The 13673-nt window shown below is 63.1% G+C and carries 11 protein-coding genes; 8 read left to right on the forward strand and 3 right to left on the reverse strand.

The features are described 5' to 3' along the window. Positions 1-3: 3 nt before the first annotated feature. From GV002_RS00440 to GV002_RS00460, 5 genes are all read left to right on the forward strand, one after another. Complete coding sequence (locus GV002_RS00440; protein ID WP_160016559.1) at positions 4-1245, forward strand: D-amino acid dehydrogenase; 1242 nt, start codon at positions 4-6, stop codon at positions 1243-1245. A gap of 34 nt (positions 1246-1279) precedes the next feature. Continuing rightward, positions 1280-1639 (forward strand): RidA family protein, encoded by a 360-nt coding sequence (locus GV002_RS00445; RefSeq protein WP_160016560.1) that lies wholly within the window; start codon positions 1280-1282, stop codon positions 1637-1639. An 80-nt stretch (positions 1640-1719) separates the two neighbouring features. Beyond that, positions 1720-2691, forward strand: a complete 972-nt coding sequence (locus GV002_RS00450; protein WP_160016561.1) for a TAXI family TRAP transporter solute-binding subunit — start codon at positions 1720-1722, stop codon at positions 2689-2691. Between the two features lie 162 nt (positions 2692-2853). Then, complete coding sequence (locus GV002_RS00455; RefSeq protein ID WP_160016562.1) at positions 2854-5412, forward strand: TRAP transporter permease; 2559 nt, start codon at positions 2854-2856, stop codon at positions 5410-5412. Between the two features lie 114 nt (positions 5413-5526). Next, positions 5527-7035 carry an NCS2 family permease gene (locus tag GV002_RS00460; RefSeq protein ID WP_160016563.1) on the forward strand — a complete coding sequence of 503 codons (1509 nt, stop codon included), beginning with the start codon at positions 5527-5529 and terminating at the stop codon, positions 7033-7035. A 1-nt stretch (position 7036) separates the two neighbouring features. Here GV002_RS00460 and GV002_RS00465 read toward each other — a convergent pair whose 3' ends face one another. Next, entirely contained in the window at positions 7037-8677 is a 1641-nt protein-coding gene (locus GV002_RS00465; protein ID WP_160016564.1) for a Na/Pi cotransporter family protein, read from the reverse strand. An 87-nt stretch (positions 8678-8764) separates the two neighbouring features. Next, the gene (locus GV002_RS00470) at positions 8765-9895 is read right to left on the reverse strand and encodes a PilT/PilU family type 4a pilus ATPase (protein WP_160016565.1); all 1131 of its coding nucleotides are present in this window, start codon (positions 9893-9895) and stop codon (positions 8765-8767) included. Positions 9896-10084: 189 nt separating this feature from the next. Here GV002_RS00470 and GV002_RS00475 point away from each other — a divergent pair, with 189 nt between their 5' ends. Continuing rightward, positions 10085-10825 (forward strand): substrate-binding periplasmic protein, encoded by a 741-nt coding sequence (locus GV002_RS00475; protein WP_160016566.1) that lies wholly within the window; start codon positions 10085-10087, stop codon positions 10823-10825. Positions 10826-10833: 8 nt separating this feature from the next. Here the strand turns inward: GV002_RS00475 and GV002_RS00480 are convergent, their stop codons facing one another. Beyond that, entirely contained in the window at positions 10834-11700 is an 867-nt protein-coding gene (locus tag GV002_RS00480; RefSeq protein ID WP_256667019.1) for an AEC family transporter, read from the reverse strand. 107 nt (positions 11701-11807) lie between these two features. Between GV002_RS00480 and GV002_RS00485 the strand changes: the two genes are divergently transcribed. Together GV002_RS00485 and GV002_RS00490 are read left to right on the forward strand one after the other, a co-directional pair. Next, positions 11808-12212 carry a GFA family protein gene (locus GV002_RS00485; RefSeq protein ID WP_160016568.1) on the forward strand — a complete coding sequence of 135 codons (405 nt, stop codon included), beginning with the start codon at positions 11808-11810 and terminating at the stop codon, positions 12210-12212. A 188-nt stretch (positions 12213-12400) separates the two neighbouring features. Continuing rightward, positions 12401-13672, forward strand: a complete 1272-nt coding sequence (locus GV002_RS00490; protein ID WP_160016569.1) for a CHASE2 domain-containing protein — start codon at positions 12401-12403, stop codon at positions 13670-13672. Position 13673 lies beyond the last annotated feature (1 nt).

Below are 13673 nucleotides of genomic sequence, written 5' to 3' on the forward strand. Positions count from 1 at the left end.
ATGATGCGGGTCGCGGTTATCGGTGGGGGCGTGATAGGCCTGACCACGTCCTATGCCCTGGTTCGCCAGGGTTATCGGGTCGATTTGATCGAGCAGCGTGATGAAGTGGCGCTGGAGACCAGCTTCGCCAATGGTGGTCAGCTCAGTTATCGCTATGTTTCGCCGTTGGCCGATGCCGGAGTGCCGCTGCAGGCGCTGTCCTGGATGCTGCAGGGTAACGCCCCGCTGCGGTTCCGTCCCAGCCTGAGCCCGCACCAGTGGCAATGGTGCCTGCGCTTCCTGTTGGCCTGCCGCCGCTCGGTGAACCAGCGCAATGGCGAACACCTCCTGCGCCTGGCGTTGTACAGCCAGTCGGTATTACAGGACTGGCGTGAGCATCACTCGCTGGACGATTTTTCCTGGCGCGCCAATGGCAAGCTGGTGATCTACCGCAACGCGGCGAGCTGGAACAAGGCGCGCAGCACCATCGGGGAATCGGCACATCAACGCCCTCTCGACGCCGACCAGTGTCTTGAGCTGGAACCCGCGCTGGAAGGGTTGGCCGGACGATTCCGGGGTGGAATCTTCGCTGCTGGCGACGAGGTTGGCGATTGTCATCAGTTTTGCCGGAAGTTGCTGCGCAAGCTGCGCGGCAATCCCTCGTTCCGTCTGCATGCCGGACAGCGGGTCACCGGCATACCCCTGGAGCGCGGCAGGGTGAGGGCTGTGTCTCTGCAAGACGAGGAGCTGGAGGTAGACCAAGTGGTGGTCGCTGCAGGTGTCGGCAGTGTGGCATTGCTCCGCCCGCTGGGGTTGCGACTGCCGATTTACCCACTCAAGGGCTACAGCCTCACCTTGCCGCTGGCCGACCTGACAGCGGGCCCGGAAACCAACGTCACCGATTATGACAACAAGGTGGTCTACGCCCGCCTGGGTGAGCGCTTGCGGGTTGCCGCCATGGTCGATATCGGCAGTTGGGATGCCACGCCAGACCCGGATCGGCTTGCCGGGTTGAGGCAGCTTGCTCAGGCCAGCTTTCCGCGGGCGGGCGATTACGCCGCCGCCGAAACCTGGGCAGGCATGCGTCCCGCGACGCCGGAGGGAACGCCGCTGCTGGGGGCCAGTGGTATCGACAATCTCTGGCTGAACGTGGGCCATGGCAGCCTGGGTTTTACCCTGGCCTGCGGCAGCGCTGAGGTACTGACTCAACTGATAGGCCAGCAGCAACCGGCGATCGCTCTCGATGGCATGCAGCTGGCTTCCTGAGCTCAACGAACACTCATAACAGCAGGAGATTGCCATGTCCGTGCAACGTATTCAGACCAACGACCGCCTGTCCGGCGCGACGATTTTCTCCGACCTGATCTTTCTTTCCGGCCAGGTCCCGACCGACCGCACCCAGGATGTCTTGGGCCAGACGGCCCAGGTGCTGGACAAGATCGACGCCCTGCTGGCCGAGGCCGGGTCGGATCGTGCTCATCTGCTCAGCGCGCAGATCTGGCTGAAAGACATCGAAAAGGATTTTGCCGCCATGAACGATGCCTGGAGCCGCTGGCTGCCGGTCGGCTGCGCGCCGGCACGTGCCACGGTCGAGGCGCGTCTGGCCAGCGCCGATATACGGGTCGAGATCATGGTGACAGCGGTGCGCAAGCCCGCGTAACTGCCGCAATGGCTCCATCGATGGTGTCGGCGGTGACGGCCCATCTACCGTTCGAAAAACAAAAATACGAGGACGTTGATATGCAGCAACATCGAATCATGGGTTTGTTGGCGTGCGTGCTGGGTAGCAGCCTGTTGGCCAGTCCCCTTGTCGCCGAAGAGCGCTACGTGACCATCGGCACGGGCGGGCAGACCGGGGTCTATTACACCGCAGGTCAGTCGATCTGCCGTTTCCTCAACCGCAGTGGTGCCGAGCATGGCATCAAGTGCAACGCACCTTCCTCGGCGGGCAGCGTCAGCAACATCGCTTCGATCAAAGGCGGTGACTATGACTTCGGCTTCATTCAGTCCGATCACCAGAACAAGGCGCTGACGGGGCAGGCGCCTTTCGACAGGGACGGTGCTGTCGAGGACCTGCGAGTGGTCTTCTCGCTGCAGAGCGAGATCCTTACCGTGGTCGCTCGTGCCGACAGCGGCATCCAGCGTTTCGCGGACCTCAAGGGCAAGCGAGTGAATATCGGTGTGCCAGGCTCGGGCAGTCGCGACACATTCGATGAGGTGATGCAGGCCAGTGGCTGGAGCAAGTCCGACTTCGCGCTCGCGGCCGAGCTGAAACCGGCAGAGATGGCTGCTGCGCTGGGGGACAACAATCTGGATGCCATCACCTATGTGGTCGGCCATCCAAGTGGCGCCATCCAGGAAGCGCTGACCACGGTCGATGCCCGCCTGATCCCGGTCACCGGTCCGGGTGTCGACAAACTCCTGGCCGAGGCCAGCTATTTCACCCGGGCAGATATTCCTGCAGGCCTCTACCCTGGGGTCGCTGAGCCTATTGCGTCGATTGGCGGCAAGGCCGTACTCGCCACCTCGGCAAAGGCCGATCCCGAGGTCGTCTATCAATTGGTCAAGTCGGTATTCGATAACCTGGAACGCTTCAAGCGTTTGCACCCGGCGTTTGCCAATCTGCGCGCCGAGGACATGATCAGAGCGGGACTGACGGCTCCGATGCATGAAGGAGCACTACGTTTCTACAAGGAAAAAGGCTGGCTCTAGGTCGGGTGGAGATAACCTGGCTGAGCGCTAAAACGGGCGCAGTTGAGTTTGTATAGGTAAACTGCGTGCCTAGAGACCCGCTAACAGGGTCAAGAAACCGGGCCCCTCCGTCAGTGAGGGGCTCGCCGTTTTATCAGAATGACAACGTAGGTGTACCCCCCTATGGCCGAAAAACAACTCTCCACCGAGGAACTGATCGCCCAGGATGTCGGCGCGCGTATGCCCGTCGGCCTGATGGCTCAGGTGATCACCGGCCTTGCCTTGCTCTGGTCGCTGTTCCAGCTGTGGATCGCCTCGCCACTGCCGTTCATCTTCGGTGTTGGCGTACTCAACGATACCCAGACCCGCGCCATTCACCTGGCTTTTGCCTTGCTGCTGGCATTTCTCGCCTATCCGGCGTTCAAGCGCTCGCCGCGTGATCGTGTGCCGTTGATGGATATCGCCCTTGGCCTGGTCGCCGCTGCCAGTGCCGCCTATCTGTTCATCTTCTACCAGCAGCTGGCCCTGCGCCCCGGTAGCCTGACCACGGGCGACCTGGTTACCGCCTGCATCGGTATTCCTCTGTTGCTGGAAGCCACGCGCCGTGCGCTTGGCCCCCCCCTGGCGATCATCGCTCTGCTCTTTCTCGTCTACAGCCTGGCCGGCCCCTACATGCCCGGCCTGCTTGCGCACCGTGGGGTCAGCTTCAATGCGTTGGCCAACCACCAGTGGATTACCACCGAAGGCGTGTTCGGTATCGCTCTCGGCGTATCCACCAGCTTCGTGTTTCTCTTCGTGCTGTTCGGCGCGCTGCTCGAGCGGGCCGGTGCCGGGCATTACTTCATCCAGCTGGCATTCAGCTTGCTGGGTCACTTCCGTGGTGGCCCGGCCAAGGCCGCGGTGCTGGCGTCCGGCCTGACCGGGATGATCTCCGGCTCGTCGATCGCCAACGTAGTGACCACCGGCACCTTCACCATCCCGATGATGAAACGCACCGGGTTTTCGTCGGAGAAGGCCGGTGCGGTCGAAGTGGCTTCGTCGGTCAACGGCCAGATCATGCCGCCGGTGATGGGCGCAGCAGCCTTCCTGATGGTCGAGTACATCGGCATGCCCTATGTCGAGATCATCAAGCACGCCTTCCTGCCTGCGGCGATTTCCTATATCGCGCTGCTCTATATCGTTCACCTGGAATCGTTGAAGCTCGGTCTGCAGCCCATCGGCGGTCATCAGCCCAAGCCCTGGCTACGTCGCCTGACCGGTTTCGCCTTCGGCGCAGCGCTGATCAGCGGCCTGTCGCTGGCGGTCTACTACGGCCTCGGTTGGCTCAAGCCTGCGCTCGGCGAATATGCCCTGCCGGTGATCGGCGCTCTGCTCGCGGTTGTCTACCTGGCGTTATTGAAGGTCGCTGCCAGCGTGCCGGTGCTGCCTGCCGAAGACCCCAATGCGCCGCTGGAAGAGTTGCCGCAGACCCGCGCCGTGCTGCTGTCCGGTCTGCACTTCCTGCTGCCGGTAGTGGTGCTGGTCTGGTGTCTGATGATCGAGCGCTTGTCTCCCGGCCTGTCGGCCTTCTGGGGCAGCGTGATGCTGATCATCATCCTGCTCACCCAGCGTCCGCTGCTGAGCTGGATGCGCCGCGACGGCAGCCATGACCATGGCACCTTCATCGATGGCGTGGTCGATCTGCGCGAAGGCCTGATCGCCGGCGCGCGCAACATGATCGGTATCGGTATCGCCACGGCGGCGGCAGGTATTATCGTCGGTGCGGTGTCGCAGACCGGCGTGGGCCTGGTGCTGGCCGACCTGGTCGAATTGCTGTCGATGGGCAACCTGATGCTGATGCTGCTGCTGGTGGCGGTGTTCAGCCTGATTCTTGGCATGGGCCTGCCGACCACGGCCAACTACATCGTGGTGTCCAGCCTGCTGGCGCCGGTGGTAGTGGCGCTGGGGCAGCAGAATGGTCTGATCGTGCCGCTGATCGCGGTGCACCTGTTCGTCTTCTACTTCGGCATCATGGCCGACGTGACGCCACCAGTGGGGCTGGCTTCGTTCGCCGCGGCAGCGGTGTCCAAGGGCGACCCGATCAAGACCGGCCTGGTGGCGTTCTTCTACAGCCTGCGTACCGCCGCGCTGCCGTTCCTGTTCATCTTCAACACCGACCTGCTGCTGATCGACGTCGACTTCTGGCATGGCGTGATCATCTTCATCGTGGCAACGGTGGCGATGCTGATATTCGCCGCCGGTACTCAGGGGTTCTTCCTGGTGCGCAGCCGCTTGTATGAAAGCGCATTGCTGCTGCTGGTGGCCTTCACCCTGTTCCGCCCCGGTTTCTGGATGGACATGCTGCACGATCCCTATCAGGACATACCGCCTGCCGAACTGGCTCAGGCACTCGATGGGGTGGAGGACGGTAGCTCGCTGCGCCTGCGTATTCTCGGGGAAGACGCCGTGGGTGATCCACGTGAGCTCACCGTGCTGCTGCCGGTGCCCGATGGCGCCTCGGGTCAGGAGCGTCTGGAGAAGCTCGGCCTGAACCTCTATGAGGAGGGCGACAAGGTGCTGGTGGACAGCGTCACCTTCGGCAGCATGGCAGCCGATGCCGGCCTCGAATTCGACCAGCAGATCCTCAACGTGCGGGCACCGACCGACCGCTGGATGAAGGAGCTGATGTGGATTCCCGGCTTCCTGCTGTTCGCGCTCGTCGTGCTGCTGCAGCGCCGCCGCAAGGTGGCTCAGGCGGCTTAGAACGCGGCCTCACCTCCAACAAGGCAGCTTCGGCTGCCTTGTTCGTTTATGCCCTGGCGGCGGGTTGCTAGACTCGCCGACCTGACCATGTAGACCACAAGGACTCAGCCCGTCATGTCGACGCCGCGCGTGCATTACCCCTGGTACAAGAAGGAAGACACCGACGCCTTTTTTGCCCTGTTCCAGAACAACATCGCCAACTTCGTGATCATCGCCATCAGCATGCTGGGTATGGGTTTTCCCGCCGAGATCGTGTTCGGCCAGGTGTTGCCGGGGGCTGCGGTAGCGGTGATGGCCGGTAATTTCTACTACGCCTGGAGCGCCGCGCGACTGGCGCGCAAGGAGAACCGCGCCGACGTCACCGCGCTGTCCTATGGCATCAGCACGCCGGTGATGTTCGTCTTCCTGTTCGGCGTGCTGTTACCGGCAAAGAACCTCACCGGCGACGCCGAGTTGGCCTGGAAGGTGGCAGTCGCCGCCTGCTTCATCAGTGGTCTGATCGAGGCCGCCATCAGCCTGATTGGCGGCTGGGTGCAGCGTCACCTGCCACGTGCGGCCATGCTCGGCGCGGTGGCTGGCGTCGCACTGACCTTCATCGCCGGCGAGATGCTGTTCAAGACCTTGGAAATCCCGGTGATCGGTCTGCTGGTACTGGCCATCACCATCGTCGGTCTGGTGGCGCGGGTGAGCATGCCGTTTCGTCTGCCGGCCTCGTTGTTCGCCATCGTCATCGGTACGGCGCTGGCCTACCTGATTGGCGCGGCCGATAGCGGCAAGTTCAGCGAGGCCTTCACTCACCTGGGTTTCTATCCGCTATTGCCCAACCTGGCCTGGTACGAAGGCCTGGGCCTGTTGTTCACCACGATGCTGGCGCTGATGACGGTGATCCTGCCGATCACCCTGTACAACGCCATCGAGACCATGAACAACGTCGAGGCCATGAGCGCCGCCGGTGACAGCTACAGCGTGCGCGAGTGCCAGGCGGTGGACGGTCTGGGCACCTCGCTCGGGGCGCTGTTCGGCGGTGTATTCCCGACCACCGTGTACATCGCCACCGTGGGCTCGAAGTGGATGGGCGCGGGGCGCGGTTACAGTCTGCTCAACGGCGCGGTGTACGGCCTGGCGACCATGTTCGGTCTGATCGCCTTCATCGCTGCGCTGATTCCTGTGGCGGTGGTGGCGCCGATTCTGGTGTTCGTCGGCATGTCGATGATCGCCACGGCGTTCAACAGCAACCACGCCCGTCATTACCCGGCGGTCGCGCTGGCGATGCTGCCGTATTTCGCCAACTACCTGATGACCCGTTTCAATCGGGGCGCACCCGAGGTGGTCGAGGGTATTTCCAGTGCCATTGGTGCGTTGGGACAGGGTGCGATGTTCAGTGCCATTCTGCTCGGCGCCATGTGCGTGGCGGTGATCGACCGCCAGTTCCGCCAGGCCACTGTCTTCGCTCTGGTGGCGGCCGGCATGGCCTTCGTCGGCCTGATGCATGCACCGAAGCTGGCCTGGTACGCCGCGCCGGACTTCGTCCACGGCTATCTGCTGATGGCGCTGTTCTTCGCCTGGTATGCCTGGCGCGGCGTGGAGCCGGCGGCGCCCGAGCGAGTGACCAGCGCCGACTGAGTCACTCGCCACCTTCGAGCCTGAGAGCACCCGTTTCCTGGCCCTCCAGCACCACATAGGCGCTGGCGCAGAACAGCGAGTTGAGGCGCTTCATGTCGGCGATCAGCTCCAGGTGCAGGGAGCTGGTCTCGATGCTCTGCACCACCTGGCGCTGCAGCCGGCCGATATGAGCATGCGCCAGGCGGCGTTCCTGCGCGCGGAAGCGGCGTTTCTCGCGTAGCAGCTGGCTGGCGCTGGCATGGTCGGCACTGAGAAAGACATTCAGGCCCAGGCGCAGGTTGGCCATCAGCTGGGTGTGCAGGTGAGTCAGCTCCTCCAGGCCCTTTTCGGAAAACGCCCGGCGCTGTGCGGTTTTCTCATTCTGGATCTTGCCGAGCATGCGCTCGATCAGGTCCCCGGCCTGCTCAAGGTTCACCGCCAGCTCGAGAGTTTCCGCCCAGCGCCGCCTTTCATGCTCACTCATCGCTTCGCGCGGGATCTGCGCGAGGTACAGCTTGACTGCCCGACACAGGCTGGCGACATCGTCATTGAGGCTGCGCAACTCCTTGTTCAATGCGGGTTGGTTCTGTTCCAGCACTGGCTGCAGATGGCCGAGCATGGCCTCGATCTTGTCGCCCACGCGCAGGGTTTCACGCACGGCGTTGGCCAGCGCCAGGCTGGGCGTGGTCAGGGCCGTCGGATCGAGGTGGCGCGGTCGAGCGATGCCGCTGTCGTCAGCACGGTCCGGCAGCAGCCAGTTGCAGAAGCGCGCCATCAGCCCGACGCTGGGCAACATCAGCACGGCGCGCAGGCTGTTGTAGAGCAGGTGGAAAAAGATCACCAGCTCCGCCGGGCGCCAATTCAGGCTGTCCAGCCAGTCGGCCAGCGGCTGTAGCACGGGCAGCACCAGCACCAGCCCGATCAGCTTGTAGATCAGGCTGCCCAGCGCCACGCGACGCCCGGCAGGGTTTTGCAGACTGCTGGTAAGAAAGGCCAACAGGCCGCTGCCGATGTTGGCGCCAATCACCAGGCCGATCGCTACCGGCAGGCTGATCAGCCCGGCGCCGGCCAGGGTCGCGGTGAGCAGCACGGCGGCCAGGCTCGAGTAGGTGAGCAGGGCGAACAGCGCACCGACCAGTGCGTCGAGCAGCAGGTCGCCGGTCAGTGACGCGAACAGCACGCGAATCCCGCGTGCTTCGGTGATGGGCGTGGCGGCGGCGACGATCAGCTCCAGCGCCAGCAGCATCAGGCCCAGGCCGATGGCGACGCGGCCGAGTTGGCCCGCGCGGGTCTGTCGACGCGAGAGAAAGAAGAGTACCCCGAGAAAGATCAGCAGCGGGCTGAGCCAACTGAGGTCGAGCGTCAGTACGCGGGCCATGAGCGCCGTACCGACGTCAGCTCCGAGCATGATCGCCAGGCCCGGCGCCAGCGCCATCAAGCCCTGGGCGACGAACGAGGTGACCAGCAAGGCTGTGGCGTTGCTGCTCTGCACCAGCGCCGTGACGCCGATGCCGGCGACGAACGCCAGCGGCCGGCGGCCGATGTTGTGGCTGAGTACCTTGCGCAACTGCGAGCCGAATACGCGCAGGATGCCGGTACGTACGATGTGTGTGCCCCAGACCAACAGAGCAATGGCTGACAGCAAATGCAGCAGGGTCAGCATGAATCGGCCCCCTGAAAGACGGCCGATGAGGAGTTATGGTTTCGGCCTGTATAGATGAGCATCGGCCGAAATCACTGATAAAGCCAGTCAGCCGTCGCGCAGCACCTTGAGTTCGGCGTCGTCTGCAGAGAACCCGCGCTCGAGCTTGAACTTGAGGCTGAGGTCGGTCCGCGAGTCGGCGAACTTGAGCGCTTCGGCCAGGCTGATACGGCCGGCTTCGAGCAGGGCGAACAGGTGCTGGTCGAAGGTCTGCAGACCTTGCTCAGCTGCCCGCGCCGTGGCTTCGCGCAACGCCTCCAGTTCATCGCGCTGGATCAGATCGCGGATATAGGGCGTACCCAGCATCAGCTCCACCGCTACCACGCGTTTTTGCGCGATGCCCGGCACCAGGCGCTGTCCGATCACCGCGAGCAGGTTGTGCGCCACGTCGGCCAGCACCTGCGTGCGGGCTTCGTCGGGGAAGAAGCGGGCGATACGCTCGATGGCGTGGCTGCTGCTGGTGGCATGCAGCGTAGCCACGCACAGGTGACCGGTTTCGGCGTAATGCAGCGCGTGCTGCATGGTGGCAGCATCGCGGATCTCACCGAGCATGATCACATCCGGCGCCTCGCGCAGCACGTTGCGCAGGGCATCGCCGAAGCTGTGGGTATCGAGGCCGACCTCACGCTGGTCGATGATCGAGCGCTGATGGCTGTGGAGGAACTCGATGGGGTCTTCGATGCAGACGATATGCCCGCTCTTGTGCCGATTACGGAAATCCAGCATCGCCGCCAGGGTGGTGGACTTGCCTGAGCCGGCCGCGCCGGTAACCAGGATCAACCCGCGATCCTGCATGGCCAGCTTCTCCAGCATTTTCGGCAGACCGAGCGCCTCGAAGCTGGGAATCTGGCTCTTGATCAGGCGCACCACCATGGCTACTTCGCCGCGCTGGTAGTAGAGGTTGACCCGATAACGTCCAGCGCCCTGCAGACTGACCGCCAGATTCATCTCCAGATCGCGCTCGAACTCGGTGACCTGCTTCTGGGTCATCAACTGATAGGCCAGCTGTTGCACCTCGCCGGCCTTCATGATGCGCTGACCCACCGGCTGGCTGTGTCCTTCCACTTTCATGTGCGGCGGTGCGCCGACGCTGAAGAACAGGTCCGAGCCGCCGTGCTGGTGGATCAGTTGCAGGTAGGGGAAAACGTCAGGCTGATCGTTGGCGTTGGTGTCATTCATCGATGTGCCGCACCTCGTTCGCTTTGCGGCAAGAATAGACGGCGTCTTGCCCTGTCTGTTGCTTCGTATCAAGAGAACAGGACGAATTGTCGCCCTATAGCCTGGTTGCACTGGACAGGCGTGCTTGTGAGAGCAAGAGTCAATGATCAGGGGGCAGGAAGGCGATTGCACGCCAGTGACTGGAGATCGATGGTGGGATTATGGGGGGCGGCTCTGCTGAGTCTGCTGTTGTGCGCATCGGCGCGAGCCGAGGTGTTGCACCTGGCTACGGGCGATGACTATGCGCCGTTCACTGGCAAGGCATTGCCCGGTCAGGGCATGCTCACCCAGGTGGTGCGTGCGGCGCTGGCCGAGCAGGGTTCGGCAATCACACTCGACTGGCTACCCTGGAACCGCGGTTACCTGAAGGCCAGGCGCGTTGAGTACGACGCCACCTTTCCCTACGTCCGTTCTGCAGAGCGCGAGGCGGAATTTCTCTATTCGGCGCCCATCTATGTGGCCGAGCAGTACATCTTCAGCCGGGCCGGAGATCACATCGAACTCGATGATCTGCCGACCGTGAGCGGCCGCCGCCTTTGCTATCCCCTGGGTTGGCAGCCGCCGGTAGCTATCCAGCAGCTGATTGATCAGGGCGTGCTGCATCGTCACTCTCCGCTCGGTCTGCAGGAATGCGCGCGGCTGTTGCTATTGCAACGCGATGATCTGTTTGTCGCTGATCGCAATCTGGGCGATAGCGCGCTGCGATCTACCGGCGCCGAACTGAGCAAGTTTCATCGTTCGCAGACGGCGTTTCAGAGCAATACGCTGCACTTCATCGTCTCCCGACAGCATCCGCGCGCTGCAGAGTTGATCGAGCGCTTCAATCGTGGCCTCGAAGCACTCAAGACGAGCGGCGAATATCAGCGGTTGATCGAGAGCTACGTGGAGTAGCGGGCCAGTCAGGCTAGCAACATCATGATCGCCACCAGGCTGCCCGCTGCCAGTAGCGTTTGCAGGGTGATGATGCCGGCCATCAGTTGGCTGTCGCCGCCGAGCTGGCGGGTCAGTACGTAGGCGGTCGGTGCGGTCGGCAGGGCGAAGAACAGCACCAACACTGCGCTTTCCATTGCCGGCAGCGCCAGCGCCCAGGCTACGCCCCAGGCCAGCAGCGGCATTGCCAGCAGGCGCAGCGCGCTGTTCCAGGTCAGCGCAGGGATTTCTCCGCCCAGCTGTTCGGGCTTGAGTGCCGCGCCAACGCAGAGCAGGCCCAGCGGCAGGCTGGCTGCAGCGAGCAGGCTGAGCAGGCGCTCGGTGCCGCCTGGCAGGCCGATGCCCGTGAGGTTGAACAGCGCGCCGCCGACGCAGGCGAGGATCAGTGGATTCTTGATGATCGGCAGCAGCAGGCTGCGCGCGCTGACGCCACGTTCGGCAGTCAGCGACCACACCGACAGCACGTTCACCGTCGGCACCATCAAGGCCAGCATCAGCGCGGCGAGGGTCAGGCCTTCCTGGCCAAACAGGCTACCGACCGCAGCCAGGCCCAGGTAGGTGTTGAAGCGCAGGATGCCCTGGGTGAAGGCGCCAAAACGCCCGGCGGGCCAGCCACGCAGACGACGTACCAGCAGCAGCGTCAGCCAGGCAATGCCCAGGCCGAGCAGCACTGCCAGCGCCAGGCGCGGCAAGGCCGGGTTGTTCAGCGGCGCACGGGCCAGGCTGGAGAACAGCAGGGCAGGGAACAGAATGAAGTAATTGAGGCGCTCGGCGCCTGGCCAGAAAGCTTCGCTGGGGAACTCGCGCAGGCGTAGCCAGTAGCCGGCGACTATCATGGCGAACAGCGGCCACAAGGCCAGCAACAGGTCTATCACGGCAACCCCCGATGGTGGTGAGCGCCCATCTTGGTCAGCGGCGCGGGGCAATGCAAGGCGGAGGCAGGATGAAGGTCGAACATCAGGGCGGCTGCCAGTGCGGCGCACTGCGCTATCGGGTCGATGCGCCGCTGACGGACATCGCTCATTGTCATTGCTCGATCTGTAGGCGCAGCAGCGGCGGCATTCTCACCACCTGGGTCACGGTGCCGCGCCAGGCATTTCACTGGCTGCGCGGCACGCCGAAGGCTTTCGCCTCATCGGCCAGCTGCACGCGCTACTTCTGTGGTGACTGCGGCGCGCATCTGACGTTGTTCACTTCGCTCAGCCCGAACACGCTGGATGTGACCGTCGCCACGCTGGACGAACCGGAGCAGGCCCCGGCGGATCGACATATCTGGGTAGGCAGTCGGCTGCCTTGGCTGCGATTGGACGAGCAATTGCCACGAGAAGACGAAGAGGACATTCCGTGAGCAGGTAGCTTTCGGGTTGAGTGCCACTATTTTGATGTCAAATTCTTGTTTGCTTTGCTTGTGAGCTGTGTCACATTTCTGCGCCAAGCTATATCAAGGATGTTCTTGTGCTTTCAGGGATGCGCCTCAGGCAAATTTTTCTTGCTCCATTGCTCAACAAACCTGGCGCTGTTCTGGGTTTGCTGTTGATGCTCTTCGTCGCGTTCTTCAATCCGTTCGGTCTGCGCGATGCCTCCGACCGTCATAGCGAAACCTGGCTGTTGCGCATGCTGGCGCCTTTCTACCCTGAGGCTGGGCAGGAAGACGTGGTAGTGGTGCTGATCGATGATCAGGCGCTGACAGATCTGGGTGCTAGCTGGCCGTTGCGTTATGGCGAGCAGGCGCGCCTGTTGCGGCAGTTGCTCAGCTATCAGCCCAGGTCACTATTCGTTGACCTGCTATATACCCAGCGACGTTACGACGGCGGTCCCACCGAGAGCCTGCAGCGGGTCTTGAGCAGCTTTCGCGAGCAGGGCGTGCCGCTGATTCTTGCCGATTACCACGATGCGCAGGGCCGCTCTTTGGTATTGCCCGAATTCGCCGCCATGGCGAACACCGCTCCGACCCATTGGAGCGGCTATGGCGAGCACTATCCGCTACTTTTGCCAAGCCCGCAGGGGACACTGCGCACGCCTGCGTTGCAGTTGTACCAGGCGGCTTGCCTGGAGTGGGACTGCCCGCAGGAAGGCTTCGATGCACCGCTGTTGGTGCGCTGGGGTTACTGGAGCGACGCGGGTATGCAGGACTTCGTCGACCTGACCGGTTGTGATGTGCGTGGGCAGCGGGGGGATTGGGGGCAGGTGTTCAGTATGCTGGCCGCCGATGCATTCCGTTCGCAGCGCATCGCCAGTGAGGTTGAGCGACCACAGCCTTGTCCCTACACCCGCACCCTGTATGCCAATCAGTTGCGTGACCCGAGTGTCGCCGAAGTCTTGCGTGGCAAGCATGTGCTGTTGGGGGCGCATATCCGCGGCATCCCGGATTTTGTCAGCAGCCCGGTGCAGGGGCTGTTGCCGGGCGTATACGTGCATGCGATGGCTCTGGACAACCTGCTGACGCAGGGACACAGCTACTGGCGAGCGGCGCCAGATGGTTGGCTTGGTATCAGTTTGAGCGACTGGCTGGAGATCGCCTTGCTGCTGCTGGCGGGCTTGGTGGCGCTCTGGATTCCGTCACAACCACCAGCCAAGGGTGGGCGCCTCTATCGCTGTGCGAGCCATTACCTGTTCTGGTTCGTTCTGCTCAGCAGTCTCGCATTGCTGATCAGTTTCTATCTCGCGCGCTGGCTGCATATCGCGCCATTCGACTGGCTGGGACTGCTGCTGATGATCGGCCTGTTCTACGCCTACCTGGGGGAGGCCAGGGTTGCCGAGTGGTGGCACCAGCGCAGGGGTCGCACGTCAACTGAAAGGGAGATCTAGC

The sequence above is a fragment of the Pseudomonas sp. 8O genome, from assembly GCF_902506495.1.
In the GTDB taxonomy this organism is placed as follows: Bacteria; Pseudomonadota; Gammaproteobacteria; order Pseudomonadales; family Pseudomonadaceae; genus Aquipseudomonas; species Aquipseudomonas chaetocerotis.